This window comes from Candidatus Frankia alpina (assembly GCF_902806485.1).
Taxonomy (GTDB): Bacteria; Actinomycetota; Actinomycetes; order Frankiales; family Frankiaceae; genus Frankia; species Frankia alpina.
In genome coordinates, this window is sequence record NZ_CADCWT010000078.1 from 1 (window position 1) to 19,020 (window position 19,020).

General features: G+C 71.4%; 13 protein-coding genes and 4 pseudogenes. 16 read left to right on the forward strand and 1 reads right to left on the reverse strand.

Translation table 11 applies throughout. The features are described from left to right. Positions 1-164 precede the first annotated feature (164 nt). The 16 genes and pseudogenes from G6R25_RS10965 to G6R25_RS11040 all read left to right on the forward strand — a co-directional run bounded on the left by G6R25_RS10965 (position 165) and on the right by G6R25_RS11040 (position 17,300). A complete protein-coding gene (locus G6R25_RS10965; RefSeq protein ID WP_235948024.1) occupies positions 165-494 on the forward strand; it encodes a hypothetical protein in 330 nt (109 codons plus the stop codon). A gap of 11 nt (positions 495-505) precedes the next feature. Further along, complete coding sequence (locus tag G6R25_RS10970) at positions 506-1,369, forward strand: ABC transporter ATP-binding protein (protein ID WP_163552894.1); 864 nt, start codon at positions 506-508, stop codon at positions 1,367-1,369. Continuing rightward, entirely contained in the window at positions 1,366-2,163 is a 798-nt protein-coding gene (locus tag G6R25_RS10975) for an ABC transporter permease (protein WP_205447047.1), read from the forward strand. Before G6R25_RS10970 ends, G6R25_RS10975 begins: the two co-directional genes overlap by 4 nt. A 107-nt stretch (positions 2,164-2,270) precedes the next feature. After that, positions 2,271-3,458, forward strand: a complete 1,188-nt coding sequence (locus tag G6R25_RS10980) for a hypothetical protein (RefSeq protein WP_163552895.1) — start codon at positions 2,271-2,273, stop codon at positions 3,456-3,458. Continuing rightward, positions 3,455-4,825, forward strand: coding sequence for an amidohydrolase family protein (locus G6R25_RS10985; RefSeq protein ID WP_235948026.1), 1,371 nt, complete (start codon positions 3,455-3,457; stop codon positions 4,823-4,825). Before G6R25_RS10980 ends, G6R25_RS10985 begins: the two co-directional genes overlap by 4 nt. A 724-nt stretch (positions 4,826-5,549) precedes the next feature. After that, positions 5,550-6,843, forward strand: a pseudogene (locus G6R25_RS10990) (bifunctional o-acetylhomoserine/o-acetylserine sulfhydrylase). Between the two features lie 67 nt (positions 6,844-6,910). Beyond that, a pseudogene (gene metX / locus G6R25_RS30335) lies at positions 6,911-8,052 on the forward strand (homoserine O-acetyltransferase MetX). Positions 8,053-8,070: 18 nt separating this feature from the next. Then, entirely contained in the window at positions 8,071-9,036 is a 966-nt protein-coding gene (locus tag G6R25_RS11000) for a MurR/RpiR family transcriptional regulator (RefSeq protein WP_163552896.1), read from the forward strand. Between the two features lie 233 nt (positions 9,037-9,269). Next, positions 9,270-10,463: an ABC transporter ATP-binding protein gene (locus G6R25_RS11005; RefSeq protein ID WP_163552897.1), complete on the forward strand. Its 1,194-nt coding sequence runs from the start codon at positions 9,270-9,272 to the stop codon at positions 10,461-10,463. An 87-nt stretch (positions 10,464-10,550) separates the two neighbouring features. Continuing rightward, on the forward strand, positions 10,551-11,939 hold the full coding sequence (locus tag G6R25_RS11010; protein WP_163552898.1) for an ABC transporter substrate-binding protein: 1,389 nt from the start codon (positions 10,551-10,553) through the stop codon (positions 11,937-11,939). Between the two features lie 5 nt (positions 11,940-11,944). Next, on the forward strand, positions 11,945-12,931 hold the full coding sequence (locus G6R25_RS11015) for a tyrosine-protein phosphatase (protein WP_163552899.1): 987 nt from the start codon (positions 11,945-11,947) through the stop codon (positions 12,929-12,931). Between the two features lie 34 nt (positions 12,932-12,965). Then, positions 12,966-13,862, forward strand: a complete 897-nt coding sequence (locus G6R25_RS11020; RefSeq protein WP_163552900.1) for a metallophosphoesterase family protein — start codon at positions 12,966-12,968, stop codon at positions 13,860-13,862. A gap of 122 nt (positions 13,863-13,984) precedes the next feature. Next, positions 13,985-14,963 (forward strand): annotated as a pseudogene (locus tag G6R25_RS11025) (carbohydrate ABC transporter permease). Between the two features lie 76 nt (positions 14,964-15,039). Beyond that, positions 15,040-15,861: a carbohydrate ABC transporter permease gene (locus tag G6R25_RS11030; RefSeq protein ID WP_163552901.1), complete on the forward strand. Its 822-nt coding sequence runs from the start codon at positions 15,040-15,042 to the stop codon at positions 15,859-15,861. A 41-nt stretch (positions 15,862-15,902) separates the two neighbouring features. Beyond that, positions 15,903-16,646 carry a GNAT family N-acetyltransferase gene (locus tag G6R25_RS11035; protein ID WP_163552902.1) on the forward strand — a complete coding sequence of 248 codons (744 nt, stop codon included), beginning with the start codon at positions 15,903-15,905 and terminating at the stop codon, positions 16,644-16,646. 204 nt (positions 16,647-16,850) lie between these two features. Beyond that, positions 16,851-17,300: a nuclear transport factor 2 family protein gene (locus G6R25_RS11040; RefSeq protein WP_136449615.1), complete on the forward strand. Its 450-nt coding sequence runs from the start codon at positions 16,851-16,853 to the stop codon at positions 17,298-17,300. A 70-nt stretch (positions 17,301-17,370) separates the two neighbouring features. Here the strand turns inward: G6R25_RS11040 and G6R25_RS11045 are convergent. Continuing rightward, a pseudogene (locus G6R25_RS11045) lies at positions 17,371-19,010 on the reverse strand (FAD-dependent oxidoreductase). Positions 19,011-19,020: the final 10 nt, after the last annotated feature.

Consider the following 19,020-nt stretch of genomic DNA (forward strand, 5'->3'; position numbering starts at 1 on the left):
CGCAATCCCCGGTTTCGCGGGCCGGGTGAGCCGGCAGGTCTCGTGGTCGCTGCCCAGCACCCGCGCCAACCCGCTCGCCGCGACGGTCACCGACCGTTATCAGCGTGACTTCGGCACCCCGATGACGGCGGACGCGGCGAGCGCCTTCACCGCGGTGACAATCTATGCCCGGGCAATCAATCTATGCCCGGGCAATCGAGGATGCCGGCAGTTCCGAACGGGAGCGGATACGCTCCGCACTTGTCGCGATCGATCTCCCGGGAGCCGCGACCATCATGCCCTGGAACGGCGTGCGTTTCGACGGAACCCACCAGAACACGCTTTCCGCAACGGCCGTCGAACAGGACACCGACGGGACATTCACCACCGTCTATCCGCGCGACCTGGCCACAACCTCGGTCAATTGGCCGCCGCCGGGAAGTCCGGCGTCGGCCACCCGCGCCTCGACCGGATCAGGGGCACCGGCAGCACCCACCGACGCACGGAACGGTTAGGCCGACAGGTCATGCGGCACCATATTTGGACATATAGCAACGAATCGGCAAAGACCGACGCTCCGCCACGAGACAATGACGCTGGTGGGCCGGCGGACAACGACACCGGTGGGCCGGCGGGCGACCTCGCGCCGACGCTGGTGACGTTCACCGGCGTCGAAAAGCGCTACCCGGACGGCACCCAGGCCCTCGCTCCGGTCGATCTGGCGGTCCGCGACGGCGAGTTCGTGAGCATCGTCGGCGCGTCCGGCTGCGGCAAGAGCACCCTGCTGCGGCTGGCATCCGGCCTGACCACGGCCACGGCCGGCACGGTGGTGCCATCGACCGGCCGGATCAGCTACGTCTTCCAGGATCCGACCCTGCTGCCCTGGCGCAGCGTGCGGCGCAACGTGGAGACGCTGGCCGAGCTGACCGGCGCGCCCCGCGCCGAGTACCGGCCGCGGGCCGCCGAGGTCATCGACCTGGTGGGGCTCGGCGGGTTCGAGCGGCACCGGCCCCGCTCGCTGTCCGGCGGGATGCGGATGCGGGTCTCCCTGGCCCGCTCGCTGGTGCTCTCCCCCGACCTGTTCCTGCTGGACGAGCCGTTCGGCGCCCTCGACGAGATCTCCCGGGAACGGCTGGGCGACGAGCTGCTGCGGCTGTTCGAACTGCGCCGCTTCGGCGCCGCCCTGTTCGTCACCCACTCGGTCGCGGAGGCGGTGTACCTGTCGACCCGGGTCCTGGTGATGTCGCCGCGCCCGGGCCGGATGGTGGCCGAGTTCGCCATCCCGTTCGGCTTCCCCCGGCCGGCCGAGCTGCGCTTCCGGGAGGACTTCACCCGGTTGACCGCCGCGGTCTCGCGCCGCCTGCGCGACGGCGACGGGCAGGCCGCGTGAGGGCGCTGCGGACCGGGCGGCCGCGGGCGACCTGGCGTGACCGCCTCGCGCCGCTCGTGCTGTTCGCGATCATCATCGGCGGCTGGTATTTCGTCAGCCTCGTGGTCCTCGACCGGGACCGCCGCTTCCTGCTGCCGAGTCCCGACTCGGTCGTCCGCGTCGCCTTCCTCGACGGCCACAATCTCGCGCAGCTGCTGCGGGCGCTGTGGCTGTCGGCGTCGGTGGCGCTCATCGGCCTCGGGGTGTCGATCGTGCTGGGCATGGCCGTGGCGATCGCGATGAGCCAGGCCCGGTGGGTCGAGAAGTCGGTGTACCCGTACGCGGTGATCCTGCAGACCATCCCGACGCTGGCGATGGTGCCGCTGATCGGCTTCTGGTTCGACTACGGCTTCCTCAGCCGGGTAATCGTCTGCGTCCTCATCGCCCTGTTCCCGGTGATCAGTAGCACGCTGTTCGGCCTGAAGTCGATCGACCAGGGCATGCTCGATCTGTTCCGACTGCACCGGATTCCCCGCTGGCGCCGGCTGGTGTCGTTGCAGCTGCCGGCGACGTTCGCCGGGTTCCAGGTCTCCGCCGGGCTGTCGGCGGTGGGCGCGGTCGTCGGCGACTTCTTCTTCAAGCAGGGCAAGCCGGGCATCGGCGTCCTGATTGATCTTTACCGGGCGCGGCTGCTCTCCCAGCAGCTGTTCGGCGCGGTCATCCTCGCCTCGCTGCTCGGGGTCGTCGTGTTCACGTTCTTCGGCTGGCTGAGTCGACTGGTCACCGGTCGCTGGTACGGCGCCGAGACGCCCTGACGCCGCGGGCGGCCGCGCCCGTCGGATCCCGACGGCGCCGGCGGCCCGCGGAGCTGTGCCCCGCGGGGGGTTCACGAGCCCGGGGGGTCTTCACGAGAGGGAGCAACATGGGACGTTTCCGACGAGGAGCCGCCGTCGCCTTCGGCACGGCGCTCGCCCTGACCCTGGCGGCCTGCAGCGGGGACTCCGGTGGCGGGTCCAACACGGGGGCCGCCCCCGCAGCGCCGGCCGTCGCGTCCGGCGACGCCATCAACCTGACGGGCGCCTGCCCCGCCAAGATCGTGGTCCAGACCGACTGGTTCGCCGAATCCGAGTACGGGTTCCTGTACAACCTCATCGGCTCGGACGCGAAGATCGACACCGGTAAGAAACGGATCACCGGCTCCCTCGTCTCCGGCGGCAAGGACACCGGGGTGGACGTCGAGGTCCGATTCGGCGGCCCGGCCATCGGGTACGAGCAGGTCAGCGCGCAGATGTATGTCGACAAGTCGATCAATCTGGGGATCGTCTCCACCGACGAGGCCATCCAGAACTCGGCCTCCCAGCCGACCAAGGCGGTGTTCGCGCCGTTCGAGGTCAGCCCTGAGATGATCATGTGGGACAAGAGCAAGCACCCGAACTTCACGACGCTGGTCGACATCGGGCAGACCGACACCAAGGTCCTCTACTACGAGACCGACGCCTACATGCAGTACCTGCTCGGCGCCGGCATCCTGCGCCGCGGCCAGGTCGACGGCAGCTACGACGGCTCCCCGTCGCGCTGGGTCGCCGAGGACGGCAAGGTCGCCGAGGCCGGCTTCGCCACCTCGGAGCCCTACATCTACAAGAACGAGCTCGGTGACGGGCACAGCTACGACGTCAACCTCCAGCTCGTCAACGACACCGGCTACCCGGTGTACGGGCAGGCCCTGTCGGTCCGCACCGGCGACGAGGCGAAGCTCGCCGGGTGCCTGAAGAAGCTGGTGCCGATCGTGCAGCGCTCGCAGGCGGACTTCATGGCGCACCCGCAGACGGCGAACGCGCTCATCATCAAGGCGGTCAAGGCGGACGCCGGGTCGGTGTGGAGCTACTCGCCGGGGCTCGCCGCCTACGCCGTGCAGACGATGAAGAACCGGGCGCTGGTCTCCAACGGGTCGAACGCGACGATCGGTGACATGGAGCAGAGCCGGGTCAACCGGATGATCCAGATCCTGACCCCGATCTACGCGGGCCAGAAGAAGCCGGTGCGCAGCGGCCTCACCCCCGCCAACCTGTTCACCAACCAGTACATCGACACGAGCATTGGACTGAAGTGACCGATCCCGCCGCCGTCGCACCGACCAGCTTCGTGCTGCGGGCCCGGCACGTGCTGACCATGGGCGCGGCCGGGCACGTGCGCGACGACGCGGTCGCGGTGGTCGACGGGCGCATCGCCGCAGTCGACGGGTACGCCCCGATCGCGGCGCGGTTCGCGGGCCTGCCGGTCCTCGGCGACGGCGGCGGGATCATCACCCCCGGTTTCGTGAGCTGCCACGGTCACTTCTCGGAGGGCCTGGTCACCGGCATCGGGGAGACCCACACGCTGTGGGAGTGGTTCGTCCACGTGGTCGAGCCGATCGAGGCGCACCTGACCCGGGACATGGCCTACGTGGGCACGCTGCTGAAGGCGAGCGAGATGGCCCTGTCGGGGGTGACGACGGTCGGGGACATGTTCTGCTCGGCGCCGGGCACCCCGCCGGTCACCCCCGGGATCGTCGACGCGCTCGACGTCGTCGGGGTGCGCGGGGACGTCTCGTTCGGCCCGGCGGACGTCCCACACGACCGTTCCATCGACCTGATCGTCGCGGAGCATCACGCGCTGGCGCAGGCCGCGGCGGGCTCCCGGCGCACCCGGTTCCGGGTTGGCCTGGCCACCATCCCGGCCAGCAGCGACGCGCTGCTCGCGGCGACACGGTCGCTGCTGGGCGAGACCGACCGGCTGCACGTCCACCTGCACGAGGTCCGGGAGGAGGTGACCGCGTCGCGCACGGCCCGCGGGATGAGCTCGATCGAGGTCGCCGCCCGGGCCGGCCTGCTCGACGCGCAGACGGTGGCCGCGCACTGCGTGTGGCTCTCCGACGACGACGTGGCGCTGCTGCGCCGGCACGCCGTCGCCGTGGCGCACTGCCCGGTGTCGAACATGATCCTGGCCAGCGGGGTCTGCCAGGTGCCGCGGCTGCTACGCGACGCGGTACCCGTCGGCCTCGGCGTGGACGGCGCCGCCAGCAACGACAGCCAGAACATGCTCGAAACCGTCAAGGCCGCGGCGCTGCTGCAAAAGGTGCACCACCAGCAGGCCGACGTCCTGACCGCGCCGACGGTGCTGCGGATGGCGACCCTCGGCGGCGCCCGCGCGCTCGGCCTCGACGACACCGTCGGCAGCCTCGACGTGGGCAAGGCCGCCGACCTGGTGCTGTTCGCCGAGGCGAGCCCGTCGATGGCGTTCGTGCACGACCCCTACCAGGCCGTCGTCTACTGCGCCGGCACCCGGGACATCGCCGGGGTCTGGGTCGACGGGGAACGCATCGTCGCCGACGCCCGCATCCTCACCGCCGACCTCCCCGCGATCCTGCCCCGGGCCCGCGAGCTCGCCGTCGAACTCGCCACCCGCGCCGGCCTCGCCTCGGAGCTCGCCATCACCTGACCTCACCTGGTGCAGCACCCCAGTGCGCCAGCAAGAAACGCATGAGGCTGATGACCGTTCCCAGGACCGAAAGCGCGACTGATCTCCTGCAACTGCCGGTTCGAGAGAGGGACGCGGGGTTTCCGGGTGGAGGCGCTGGATCCGCCGGGCCGGTGGTGCGGTGCGGCGGCGGTGGCGTGGATCCAGCCCGGCGTTGGCCGTCTGTGCACCGGACACCGGACACCGGGCCTGACCCGCCCGGCGGCCTGCGGCCAAGGAGTATTTCAGCGGTTTTACCGAGACGCAGGCCGGGCGCAGACAACGCCGCGCCGCGCTGCTAGCGTCGGAACCGTGAGTTCACAGGCCGGACATTCGGCGCAGTCGCACTGCGCTGCCCGATGTTCGCAGGGATGCCCGGACACCGGCGTCCCGGCCGATCCCCGGCCCCGCCCCGACATCCGCGCCGCGCCCTCCGGTCGTTGACCGGCCCGGCCCGGCCGTTCGGCATCCCGCTCCCTGCGCAACCCGCGCCTTCCGACCCGGCCATGGACACCGCAGGCCCACGTCAGCCGGCACGCCCACGTCAAGGCCGGCCACGGCACGTCGGCGTCACGGCTGGCCGGCACGGTGGCGTCACGTCCATGCGGGTGAATGTCGGCCCCCGCATCATGCCGCTGGCGCCCGGGAACCGCCTCAGCAGCAAAACCACCACACAGAACACCACAGATACGGGGAGAGTCACCCAATGAGTGCCGAGAACTGGTCGTTCGAGACGCAGCAGATCCACGCGGGCGCGCAGCCCGACCCGACGACCGGCGCCCGGGCCGTGCCGATCTACCAGACGACGAGCTACGTCTTCCGCGACACCGACCACGCGGCCGCCCTGTTCGCGCTCGGCGAGCCCGGCAACATCTACACCCGGATCGGGAACCCGACGCAGGACGTGTTCGAGCAGCGCATCACCGCCCTGGAGGGCGGCATCGGGGCGCTGGCGCTCACGTCCGGGCAGGCCGCCGAGACCCTGGGGATCCTCAACCTCGCCGAGGTCGGCGACCACGTGGTGTCGTCGTCCAGCCTGTACGGCGGAACGTACAACCTGTTCCACTACACGCTGCCGAAGCTCGGCATCGAGGTCACCTTCGTCGCGGACCCCGACGACCTGGAGGAGTGGCGCGACGCGGTCCGCCCGAACACCAAGGCGTTCTACGGCGAGACGATCGGCAATCCGCGCGGTGACATCCTCGACACCGCCGGGGTGTCCGAGGTCGCCCACGCCGCCGGCGTCCCGCTCATCGTCGACAACACGCTGGCCACCCTGTATCTGTACCGCCCGCTGGAGCACGGCGCGGACATCGTCGTGCACTCGGCGACGAAGTTCATCGGCGGTCACGGCACGGCCATCGGCGGCGTGATCGTCGACGGCGGCCGGTTCGACTTCGGCGCCTCCGGGCGGTTCTCGAACTTCACCACGCCCGACCCGAGCTACCACGGGCTGGTCTACTGGGAGGCGCTCGGCCACGGCTCCTACATCGCCAAGGCCCGGGTGCAGCTACTGCGCGATATCGGCGCCTCGATCTCCCCGTTCACCTCGTTCCTGCTGCTGCAGGGGCTGGAGACGCTGTCGCTGCGGGTCGAGCGGCACACCGCGAACGCCCAGCGGGTCGCCGAGTGGCTCGAGGCACGCGACGAGGTGAGCTGGGTGACGTTATCCGGGGCTGCCGTCGTCGAAGTGGTACTCCCGGGCGCAGCAGGTGCTGCCGCGCGGCGCCGGGGCGATCCTGTCATTCGGTATCGCCGGCGGGGCCGCGGCCGGACGGAAGTTCGTCGAGGGGGTGGAGCTGTTCAGCCACCTGGCCAACGTCGGCGACGCGCGTTCGCTGATCATTCACCCGGCGACGACGACGCACTCCCAGCTCACCGAGACCGAGCAGGCCGCGACCGGTGTCACCCCGGACCTGATCCGGCTGTCGGTCGGCATCGAGGGGATCGACGACATCCTCGCCGACCTCGACACCGGGTTCCGTGCCGCCAAGAGCTGAGCCGGGGGGCGCCGGTCCGGACCTGTCAGCCGGGCCGACGCCGCGGACGCCATCCCCCGACCCGGCCATGCCCGTCTCCGGGGCGTGGCGGGCCGGGGTCGATCCGGTCGGGCGGCGGCGCTTCGCCGCGCTGCCCGGCCCGCTGCGCCTGGAGCTCGCCGGCGAGCTGTCGGGTGTGCGGGTCGCCTACGAGACCTGGGGACGCCTGGACGCCGCGGCCGGCAACGCGGTGCTCGTCCTGCACGCCCTCACCGGCGACAGCCACGCCGCCGGCCCGGCCGGCCCCGGGCATCCGGCAGAAGGCTGGTGGGATGGCCTGATCGGGCCAGGGCGGGTCCTCGACACCGACCGTCTGTTCGTCGTGTGCCCCAACGTCCTCGGCGGCTGCCAGGGCACGACGGGACCCGCCACCGCCGCATCGGACGGCCGACCCTGGGGCGGCCGCTGGCCCGAGATCACCACCGCCGACCAGGTAGCCGCCGAGGCGGCCCTCGCCGACGCCGTCGGCGTGCGGCGCTGGGCGGCGGTGATCGGCGGGTCGATGGGCGGGATGCGGGCGCTGGAGTGGGCCGTCGGCCAGCCCGACCGGGTGGCGCGCGCGGTCGTGCTGGCCTGCGGCGCCGTCGCGACGGCCGAGCAGATCGGGTTGGCCGCGGTGCAGCTGCGGGCGATCACCGACGATCCGGCCTGGCGCGATGGCGACTACCACCGTCTGCCGGCCGGGCGGGGGCCCGAGCGGGGATGGCCCTGGCCCGCCGGATGGCCCAGATCAGCTATCGCAGCGAGCAGGAGCTGCAGGATCGTTTCGCCGCGCGCACCGGCCCGGACGGGCGCTTCGAGGTGGCCTCCTACCTCAACCACCACGCCGACAAGCTGGCCCACCGGTTCGACGCCGGCACCTACGTCACGCTGACCCGGGCGATGATGACGCAGGACATCGGGCGAGGCCGCGGCGGGCACGCCGCCGCTCTGCGCACCTGCCCGGTACCGTTCACCGTCGCCGGCGTCGACTCCGACCGCCTCTACCCGCTACGGCTACAGTCCGACCTCGCGGCCCTCACCGGCGCGCCGCTGCATGTCATCCGCTCCCGCTCCGGCCACGACGGCTTTCTCACCGAGGCCGACCAGGTCGCCGCGATCGTCCGGTCGGCCCTCGCCGCGCCCTCCGGCGGCCGTTCCCCGAGGGGCGCCCCCAACTCGACACGTTGACCGTGTATGAACCGCTGCATGGTGACTTCCTTCACCGGGCCGGCCGGTGCCGTCCGCCCGGGTGGGCTGTTCGCGGCCATCCGCGCGGCGCTACCGAGCCTTGTCCCCAGCGAGCAACGCGTGGCCGAGGTCTGCCTGGCTCGTCCGGGGGAGGTGGTGGAATGGTCCGCCGCGCAGTTGGCGGAGGCGGCGGGGACGTCGGCGGCCACGGTGGTGCGGGCCTGCCAGTCGCTGGGCTTCCGTGGGTTCCAGCATTTTCGGGTGGAGCTGGCCCGGGAGGTGGGGGCGGCGGCGCTGCACGGCGAGCTCGGCCGAGCCGGCGCCGCGGATCCGGTCGAGCAGCTAGTCGACACCGTGTTCGAGGCGGCGGCGAAGGTGCTCGCAGACGCGCTGGGACCACTGGACCGCGCCCGCCTGACCCCGGCGGTCGACCTGCTGGACTCCGCCGGCCGGCTGCTCATCGTCGGCAACGGCGGATCGGCGCCCGTCGCCCAGGATGCGGCGCTGCGTTTTCTCATCATCGGCCGCCCGGCGGAGGCACCCGGCGACTCGATCATCCAGGAGATCGCGGCCCGGCTGCTGGCTCCCACCGACGTCTGCCTGGTCATCACCTCCTCCGGCGCGAACGAGCCGACGCTGCGCGCCGCCGAGGCCGCGCGCACCGCCGGGGCCACGGTCATCGGGATCACCAGCTACACGTCGGGGCCGCTGGCCGAGATCGCCGACATCACCCTCGTCGTCGGGAAGCCCGACTGGCCGGTCGGCACGGACACGATCGCCAGCCGGCTGGCGTCCCTGCTGCTGCTCAACGCGCTGCAACTCGCCGTCGGTCTGCGCCGGGAGAACGACCCGCGGCGGGTGTCATCCCTGGTCCCGGACATCCTCGGTCACGCCGTGCGGGCCGAACCGGTCGAACCGGTCGAACCGGTCGAAGCCGACCACGGCGACCACGACGACCACGGCGACCGAGCTCGGCGGCGGTGAGAACGCCGCAGCGCACCTGTCTCACTTTCAGTAACGAACGGCGACGACACGGGAAGGCCTTGACCAGTTCTGATGTGGATCCTCGCCGCCAGAGCCGCGGAGAACCGTTGCGATAAGTGACCACCATCCGTTTCCCCTCCGTCGAAGACCGTTCATCTGGATATCCGACGCTGCCCAGGTAACAGAAATCCGGGAGCAGCCCTACTCCCGGAACAAACGTACCTGGAGTACTGGTGGCAGAGATCCGGATCGAGGGCCTCACGAGGTCCTTCGGGGATGTCCGTGCCGTCGACGACATCTCCATCGAGGTGGCCGACGGCGACTTCCTTGTCCTGCTGGGCCCGAGCGGGCGCGAGAAGACGACGCTGCTGCGGATGATCGCCGGCCTGCTCGAACCGAGCGCGGGGCGCATCCTGCTCGGCGAGCGCGACATCACCCACCTGCCGGCCCGCCAGCGCGATCTCGCGATGGTGTTCCAGAGCTACGCGCTTTACCCGCATCTGTCCGTCGAACGCAACATCGGGTTCCCGCTGCGGACCGCCCGCGTGCCCCGGGCCGAGATCCGCAGCCGGGTCCGCGAGGTCGCCGGGCAACTCGAACTCGACCACCTGCTCGACCGCCGGCCCCGGGAGCTGTCAGGCGGGCAGCACCAGCGGGTCGCCCTCGGCCGCGCGCTGGTCCGCGACCCGCAGGCGTTCCTCATGGACGAGCCGCTGTCCAACCTCGACGCCAAGCTGCGCACCGCGACCCGCACCGAGCTCACCGCACTGCACCGTCGACTGGGCCGCACCTTCATCTACGTCACCCACGACCAGGTCGAGGCGATGTCGATGGCCACCCGCGTCGCGCTGCTCAACGACGGTCAGGTGGAGCAGATCGGCACCCCGACGCAGGTGTACGACACGCCGGCGTCCGTGTTCGTCGCGGGCTTCCTCGGCGCGCCGCCGATGAACCTGCTGACGGCCCGCGTCGAGGCGGCCGGCCCGCTGCTGACGGTGCAGGCTCCGGGCCTGCGCATTCCGCTGTGGCCCGACTCGGCCCCGTCACGGGACGTGACCCTCGGCATCCGGCCGGAGAGCCTGCACCGGGTCCCCGCCGACGACGCCGCCACCGGCGAACGCCACCCGGGAGTCGAGATCGACGGTGTCGTCACCGCGATCGAGAACCTCGGCAGCGAGGAAGTCGCCTGGTGCGACGTGCACGGGCAGGCGGTGGCCCTGCGTGGACCGCGGCCGTTGGGACTCGCGGTCGGTGAGCGGACCCGGCTCGGCGTCGACCCGGCCCGCGTCCATCTGTTCGACCGGGCCAGCGGGCGTCGCCTCGCCTGGCAGCAGCCGGCCGTCCGGTCGGCGGTGACGATCCCCGCCGGCGGGCCCCCCGTCCCCCCCGATCCGACCAGCGTGGCTCCGGCCGCCGCCAGCGTCTGACTCGACACGCGCCGCCCCCGCGGGCCGGCACACGAGCCCTGTACACGCCCCGGTCCCGCGCCAAGCCCCCTCCCACCCGTAAGGAGCATGACCGTGGCCCGACCACGCCTGCTGAGCGCCGTGAGCGGCCTCGTGCTCGTCGCCGCGCTGGCATCCGCGTGCGCGACGTCCTCGTCCACCCCGTCGAGCGCGACCGCCACCGGTTCCGGCACGACCGCGACGATCCCCGAACTCGCCCCGAACCAGAAGGTCTCCATCGTCTTCGAGAGTTACAACCTCACCAGCACGGGCACCTGGAAGCCGGTCATCGAGGGACTGCTGCACGACTTCGAGGCCGCGCATCCCAACATCACCGTCAAGGGCCAGCCGCCGCAGGGCACCACGCCGAACGGCGACTACACCAGCAGCGTGAAGAACCAGGTGCTCGCCGGCAACCCGCCGGACGTCGCCCAGGTCACGTTCGACGCGCTGCGGTTCGTCGCCGGCAGCCTCGGCGCCCAGCCGCTGGACACCCTGGTCGGACGGGACGCCGTGCAGGCCAACTTCGGCGGCGCCCACCCGTTCGCCCCCACGGCGCGCACCCTCGGCAACGTCGACGGCAAGACCTACGCGGTGCCCTACGTCTTCTCCACCCCGGTGCTCTGGCTGAACAAGACGCTGTTCACCCAGGCGGGACTGGACCCGGCCAATCCGCCGAAGACCTGGGCCGACGTCAAGAACGCCGCGCTCGCCATCAAGTCGAAGACCGGCAAGGACGGCATCCTCGTCGACTGTGTGACGAAGGCCGCCGTCTGGTGTTTCCAGAGCCTGGTCCGTTCCTCGGGTGGCCGGGTGCTGTCCCAGGACGGCAAGTCCCTGCCGTTCGCCGACGCACCGGCCGTTTCGGCGGTGTCGACCATGGCCGACCTGTCCCGCAGCGGCGCGATGCCCAATCTGGACCAGGCGCAGGCGTTCAAGGCGTTCAGCAGCGGACAGCTCGGCATGATGCTGGAGACCAGCGCCGTGCAGGGGCTGTTCATGGCCGGGGCCAAGACGAACAACTGGGAGCTCGGCGCCTCCCAGGAGCCGTCGTTCGGGTCGAAGCCGGTCGTCCCCACCAACTCGGGCTCGGGCCTGGCCGTCTTCAGCAAGGACCCGGCCAAGCAGCGCACCGCCTGGGAACTGATCAAGTTCCTTACCAGCGACCGCGCCTGCACTCAGATCTCCTCGAAGATCGGCTACCTGCCGCTGCGCACCGGGCTCATCGACGACCCGAACGGCCTGCAGGCCTGGGCGAAGGCGAACCCGCTCATCAAGCCCAACCTCGACCAGCTCACCCGGCTGCAGCCGTGGGAGTCCTTCCCCGGCGACAACTACCTGCAGATCAGCGACACGATGATGTCCGCGGTCGAAGGCGCCGTCTTCGGCGGCAAGAACCCCGCAGCCGCGATGTCCGCTGCGCAGAAGCAGGGCACCTCGCTCCTGCCGCCGAGGTGACCACGATGGACACGACCGCCGCCACCACCACCACTGACGCCCCCGACACGACCACCGCCGACGTTTCCGGCGCGACCACCGCCGACGTCCCCGGCACCACCGCCGGCGAAGCTGTCGCCGGCCCGCCGCAGCCGGGACGCGCCCTGCCGCTCGCCGGCACGATCAACCTGCGCGACATCGGCGGGTACCGCACCGCCGACGGAGGCCGGGTGCGCTGGCGGACCCTGCTTCGCTCGGGCGCACTGCGTGGCCTCGACGGCTCCGGTCAGGCGGTCCTCGCGCAGCTGGGCCTGCGCACCATCGTCGACCTGCGCGAAGACGCCGAGGTGGCGCACGATCCGGACCGGCTCGGACGGCTGGCCGTCGAACATCGCCGGGTGCCCATCTACACCACGCCAGCCACCCGCGCGACCGTCGAGACGACAGCCGGCACGGACAGCGCCGCAACCACGGACACGGCCGGAGACGGCGAGGCGGTCACCGCCGGGGCCGCGGCAGGGCTGGCCGCTGTCCACGCGGCCGGCGCCGGCGGCGATCTGCGCGCCATCTACGACTACACCGTCGACCAGCGGGGCGAGCGGCTCTCGGCGGCCGTCCTCGCGCTCGCCGCGCCGGGGGCGCTGCCCGCGATCGTGCACTGCAGCGCCGGCAAGGACCGCACCGGCCTGGTCATCGCCCTGGTCCTCGACCTCGCCGGGGTGCCGGCCGAGGTGATCGCCGAGGACTTCGCGCTGACCGCCGACTTCCTGCGCGACGAGGCCGCGGCGGCCGTGCAGCAGATGTCGGCGCAGTCGTCCGCGAACGGCGCCGAACTACCCGCCGCGCTGCTGGCCAGCCCGCCGGAGCTCATCCAGCACGCGCTCGACCGCATCCACACCGGCCACGGCGACGCCCGCGGCTACCTGCTCGCCCACGGTGCGACGGCCCACGCCCTCGACCGCCTCGTCGACGCCCTCGTCGTGCCGGTGGACCGGCCCGCCGTCGGTGCCTGACCCGGCAGCCGCCCTCCGACCCGGAAGGACCCCCGTGCTCCCCTTTCTCGACCCGACCGCGCCCACGCCCACCCACACCCTCATCCAGATCAGCGACACCCACATCGTCCGCTCGGGCGAGCTACTGCACGACAAGGTCGACGCCCATGCCGCGCTGGCGTCCGTCCTCGCTCAGATCGAGGCGTCGACGCTGAAGATCAGCGCCCTGCTGCTCACCGGCGACCTCGCCGACAGCGGCGACGTGCTGGCCTACCGGCGGCTGCGGGAGCTGGTGGAGCCCGTCGCCACCCGGATGGGGGTGCCGGTCCTCTACGGCATGGGTAACCACGACACGCGTGGTCCGTTCCGGGACGGCCTGTTCGGCGCGGAACCGACCACCGAGCCGCACGACTACACGCACTGGGTCGGCGACCTGCGGATCATCGTTCTTGACAGCACCGAACCGGGCCAGCACGGCGGGTTCCTCAGCACCGCCCAGCTGCGTTGGCTCGCCGACGAGCTGGCCACGCCGGCGCCCGCCGGGACGGTGCTGGCCCTGCACCACCCGCCCGTGCCCTCCCCGATCGCCATGGTCAACACGCTGCTGCTCGCCGAGCCGCAGAACCTCGCGGACGTTCTCGCCGGCAGCGACGTGAAGATCGTGCTGACCGGGCACGCCCACCACGCGTCGGCGGGCGTGCTCGGCGGGGTGCCGGTGTGGGTGGCGGGCGCCACCGCCTACCGGGCCCAGGTGGTCGGTCCGGCGGACCGGATGACCGGACTGGTCGGCGGCGAGTACACCCGGGTCGACGTCTACCCGCAGGGCGCGGTCGCCACGACGGTGCCGATCGCCGCCGCCGAGGTCGTCTACGACATGACTCTCGACGACCTCAGCCGCCTCGCCGCCGAGCACGCCGCCCAGACCCCCTCCACCGCCTCCACCGCCGTCTGACCCACCCGGCGCCCACCTGATCAACAGACGCCTGGGGCGCCCGCCCGGGATCCGCCCAGGCGGGCGCCCCGGCCACCCCGCACCGGCGCCGGCGTCGGCCTGTCGGAAGGATGTTCCAGATCGTGTTCGTCGAAGTCGCGTACTCCGGCGCCCTGCGGGTCCCCGGCGCCGGCGGCGGTGCGGTGACGGTCTCGGCCGGGCCGGTCGAGGCACTGCGTCCGCCGCTGGCCCGCCGGGCGGTCGCCGCCCTGCCGCCGTATCTCTACCTGCTGCCTGGGCTGGCCTGCCTGGCGGTGTGGACGTACAAACCGATCGTCGAGGCCGTCCAGCTGTCCTTTTACCACTGGAACCTGCTGCCGACCTCCCCGCGGACCTACGTCGGATTCGAGAACTACCGACGGGTGTTCACGCTGCCGCAGCTGCGCGGTGCCGCCGAGAACACCCTCTGGTACGTCCTCGGCCTGATACCGTTCTCGATCATTCTGCCCACCGCGATCGCGTTGGGAATCCGGAATCTGAGCGGCCGCGCGCCCGCGACGTATCGTGCGCTGATCTTCCTGCCGATGCTCATGGCGCCGGTCGCCACGGCCGCGGTGTGGCGCTGGCTGCTGGACCCCAAGGGAATCATCAACCACGCTCTCGGCCTCGGCTCCTACAACTGGTTGCGCGAGGAGCGGACGGCGTTGCTCGCCATCCTCGCGATCTGCGCCTGGCAGATTCGGCTTCGCGACCCTCGTCATCTCCGCCGGCCTGACCGGCATCAGCGCCGACTACGCCGAGGCGGCCGAGATGGACGGTGCCTCCCGCTGGCAGGTGACCCGCTGGGTGACACTGCCGCTGCTGCGCTCGACGCTGCTGTTCATGCTGCTGATGACGGTGCTGCTGTCCGCGCAGTGGACGTTCCCGCTCCTCGACATACTCACCCAGGGCGGGCCGGCGGACTCCACCACGAACGTCTACTACCTGCTCTGGGAGTACGGCTTCCGCAGCCTCGACTCCGGTCTCGCCTCCGCCGCCGGCATCTCGTTCTTCGCCGTCTTCGCCGTCGTCGCCGCCGTCCTGGTGAAACTCGCCGACCGTTACAGCTTCGCCGACAACTGACCGGTGCCGCGCCGCCCCGACCAGCGCGTCTCCCCCGTCCCGTCTCTCCCGTCCCGCCGACCCGAGGACACGACCGATGAGCAGCATGCGGACATCCCGCCTGCGGGCCGCGACCAGCCATTCCATGCTCGCCTTGTTGAGCCTGATCAGCGTTTTCCCGGTGTACTGGATGATCGCAAGCTCGTTCCGCCGCCCCGAGGACCTCTACGACCAGTCGTTGCTGCCCTGGCCGCTGAGTGTCGGTAACTACCGGCAGGTCTTCGACAGCCTCGACGTCGCGGGCCTGCTCGGCAACACCCTCGTCATCGCCGTCGTCACCGCCGCCGGGCGGCTGATCATCTGCCTGCTCGCCGCGTATGCCTTCGCCGCCTGGGACTTCCGTGGCCGCACGGTGCTGTTCTTGGCGTTCGTGGCAACCTGGCTGATCCCGTTCCGGGTGACGATGATCTCGAACTACCTGGTGCTGTCGAACCTGGGGCTGCTGAACACGCTGGCGGGCGTCATCGTGCCGAACCTGTGCTCGGCGCTGGCCGTGCTCATGCTCCGCCAGCACATGCAGGCGTTTCCGCGTGAGCTTCTCGACGCGGCCCGCATCGACGGACGCGGGTCGTGGACGACGCTGTGGACGGTCGTCGTGCCGAACCTGCGCCCGGCGCTGGCGTCGCTGTCGATCCTGCTGTTCATCTCCGCCTGGAACGAATACTTCTGGCCCGCACTGGTGCTGCAGCGCGCGAACTCGGTCGTGCAGCTCGGCATCCGCGGCTTCCTCACCGCCGAGGGCGACGACTGGGGCGCGGTGATGGCCGGCTCGGGCCTCGCCTGCCTGCCGGTGTTCGCGCTGTACCTGGTCATGCAGCGCCAGGTCATCGACGCCTTCGTCCGCTCCGGCCTGCGCTGAGAACGCATAAAACCGGTGGTGGGTCCGGACGGACTCTCGCCATGCTGGGCGCCATGACTGGGACGCCCCCCGACTGGGCCATGCCGGTGCTCGTCGGTCGCCGCGTGCGGCTGGAACCGATGCGCGCCGACCACATCGATGGTCTGGTCCACGCCGCCACCGAGGACCGGCGGACCTACGGCTTCACGGACGTCCCGGCGACCCCGGAGGCGATGGCGCGCTACGTGGCGACCGCCGTCGCGGAACGGGACCGCGGCCTGGCGATCCCGCTCGTGCTCCGGGAGCGGGGCGCCGATCCCGGCGGCTCCAGTAGGATCGTGGGCGCCACCCGTTTCCTCGACCTCGGCTTCTGGCGGCCGGCGTCGGACGCCGGAACGACCGTCCACAGCTCCACGACCACCACGGCTACGACGGCGACGGCAATCACGGTGGTGGCGACGGGGGCAGGCGGGACGGCGGGGACCCCGCCGTCGGTGGCCGAGATCGGTGGGACGTGGCTGGCAGCCTCGGCCCAGCGCACGGCCGTCAACACCGAGGCGAAGCTGCTGCTGCTCGGCCACGCCTTCGACACCTGGGCGGCGCTGCGGGTGTGTCTGAAGACCGACGCACGCAACGCGCGCTCCCGCGCGGCGATCGACCGGCTCGGCGCCTGCTTCGAAGGCGTCCGCCGCGCCCACGTGCTCGCCCTGGACGGCACCGCCCGCGACTCCGCCTACTACTCGATCGTCCGCGCCGAATGGCCCGGCGTGCGAGCCGGCCTGATCGCCCTGCTGACGCGCTTCTGACCGTGGATCGACCGTTACATCGACCCGTGACGGATCCGCCGGCCGTACCCCCACGTCGTCTGACGTGCCCGTGCGGCTCCGGTGGTGCAAGGTGGAGATGCCGCGCAAGCGGAGACGTTCAGGGTGAACGCGTCGAAGGGATGTGCAGGTGCGCAAGGCGTGGATCAACCATGACACGATCGCGGGACCGTCGACGGTGGCCGCATGACCGCCCAGGGTTCCACGGGTCGGCTGCTGGCCAAGCTCGTGTCCTCAGTGCCGGCCACCATCGATCCGGCGGACGTCCGCGCACGGATCACCGCCTACTACGCCAGCTACGCGGCGGGTGACGTCACGGGCCGCGAGGCGCTGTTCAGCGACGACTGCCTCGTGGAGGATCCGGCCGGTTATGTCGTCGCCCGCGGCGCCGAAGCCCTGCACCGGTTCTTCGTCGAGGGGATTCCCCCGGACTGGTCGGTCTCGTTCCGGCTCGACCGCGTCGCGGTGGTCGGCAACGAGGCGGTGGCCACGACGCTGTCGATCATCGACGCGGGTGCCCGGGGCGGGCTCGAGAACGTCGTCACCACGCACTTCGTGTTCGACGACGCCGGTCTCATCCGCAGTCTGCGCACCTTCTTCGATGCCGACACGATGAACGACCCCTCGACGAACTGACCCGATACGCTGACCCGATATGCGGCGAGGCCGGGCCCGCGGTGCGGACACGGCCTCGCTGTCGGTCGATTCAGGCCACGCCGACGGGGGTCCGGCTGTGGGCGACCTGCTCGCCGGCGACGTAGGCCATGGTCATGCCCGTCCACAGCGTGGTGCCGCCGCCCGGGTAGCCCCAGCCGAGCGGGCTCGCCGCGGCGTTGCCCGCCGCGTACAGGCCCTCGATGACCCCGCCGCGCGCGCGGCGCACCTGGCCGTTGACGTCCGTGCGCAGGCCGCCGTTGGTGCCCAGCGTCCCCGGGTAGATGCGCACGGCGTAGTACGGGCCGCGGTCGACGGGACGGATCTTGGATCCGGTCATGCCGCGCGGCCGGTCGAAGTGCGGGTCGACGCCGTCGGCCGCGTGCTTGTTGAACTCGGCGACGGTCTCGGTGAGGTGCTCCGGGTCGATGCCCAGCTGCTCGGCGAGTTCGGCGATGGTCTCGCCGGTCGCGACCCAGTCGGGGATGGGATCGCCGGGCTTGAACGACAGGATCTGCTTACGCGAACGCACGCCCTCGTCGAAGACCATCCATGCGATCTCGTTCGGGAAGTCGATGGTCGTCGCGTCGAACTCGCCGAAGGCGTGAGCGAAGTCGTGGTAAGGCTGGGCCTCGTTGACGAACCGGTCGCCGTGGGAGTTCACGATGATGGTGCCGCCGGCCGCCCGCGCGTCATCGAAGGTCGGCAGCGGGACGCCGAGGGTGAGGTCGGTCGGGTCCAGCATCGCGCCGGAGCCCCAGAACGAGTGCATGTTGCCGAGCAGCGCCCCGGCCTCCATGCCCATGATCTGCCCGTCGCCGGTGGCGTGCTGGGGGCTGATCGGATACAGCTCGAAACCGATGAACGCGGACACGAGCTCCCGGTTCCACTCGAACCCGCCGCTGGCAAGCACGACGCCGCGCGTGGTCTCGATCGTGGAGGTCGTACCGTCCGCGGCGGTGACCCGGATCCCGCGCACGACGCCGTCCTCGCCGAGGAGCTGCTCGGCGCGGGTCTGCATGCGCACCTCGATGCCACGGTCGAGGACGCCGCGAAGCAGGCCCGCGACGATGGCGCTGCCCTTCGTGCGGACATCCTCGCGGTTGCGCCGTTCCAGCTCCTGCGGGGTGCGCTCGAGCTGCCCGATGTCCTCGGCGAGCATGTTGCGGGCCACCTGGCCGCGCACGGCCACCTTGGTCTGGATGCGGGCGGCCCAGTCCGGCAGCAGCTCGCCCACCGGGAAGGGAAGCGGCTCGCATGAGCGCCCGCCGTACTTCTTCCCCGGGATGTCGTAGGCGGCGTAGTAGTCCGGGTACTTCGCCATGGTCGTCGTCTTCAGCGGGGTGTGCGTCTCGATGTACTCGAGCATCTCGGCGCCGCGGTCCACGCACAGCTCGAGCAGCTCCGGGTCGGCGACCCGGCCGGACAGCCGGCGGATGTAGGCGAGCGCCTCGTCACGGGTGTCAGAAATGTCGAACTCGGCCTGGTGCCCGTTCAGCGGCACCCACACGATCCCCGCCGAGACCGAGGTGCTGCCGCCGACCACGCGGTCTTCTCCAGCACCAGCACACGCGCGCCGGCGTCGGCGGCGCGGACCGCCGCGGTGAGCCCGGCGGCACCGGTGCCCACCACGACCACATCGGTCGGCTCGTCCCATGAGGTGGGGATCGTGTCCATCTGACTCCTCGTCATCGCGGCTCTG

Coding starts and splice junctions, on each gene's coding strand:
- G6R25_RS10965 (WP_235948024.1), top strand. CDS start 165: ATGCCCGGGCAATCAATCTATGCCCGGGCAATCGAGGATGCCGGCAGT.
- G6R25_RS10970 (WP_163552894.1), top strand. CDS start 506: ATGCGGCACCATATTTGGACATATAGCAACGAATCGGCAAAGACCGAC.
- G6R25_RS10980 (WP_163552895.1), top strand. CDS start 2,271: ATGGGACGTTTCCGACGAGGAGCCGCCGTCGCCTTCGGCACGGCGCTC.
- G6R25_RS11000 (WP_163552896.1), top strand. CDS start 8,071: ATGGTGACTTCCTTCACCGGGCCGGCCGGTGCCGTCCGCCCGGGTGGG.
- G6R25_RS11010 (WP_163552898.1), top strand. CDS start 10,551: ATGACCGTGGCCCGACCACGCCTGCTGAGCGCCGTGAGCGGCCTCGTG.
- G6R25_RS11015 (WP_163552899.1), top strand. CDS start 11,945: ATGGACACGACCGCCGCCACCACCACCACTGACGCCCCCGACACGACC.
- G6R25_RS11030 (WP_163552901.1), top strand. CDS start 15,040: ATGAGCAGCATGCGGACATCCCGCCTGCGGGCCGCGACCAGCCATTCC.
- G6R25_RS11035 (WP_163552902.1), top strand. CDS start 15,903: ATGCTGGGCGCCATGACTGGGACGCCCCCCGACTGGGCCATGCCGGTG.
- G6R25_RS11040 (WP_136449615.1), top strand. CDS start 16,851: ATGACCGCCCAGGGTTCCACGGGTCGGCTGCTGGCCAAGCTCGTGTCC.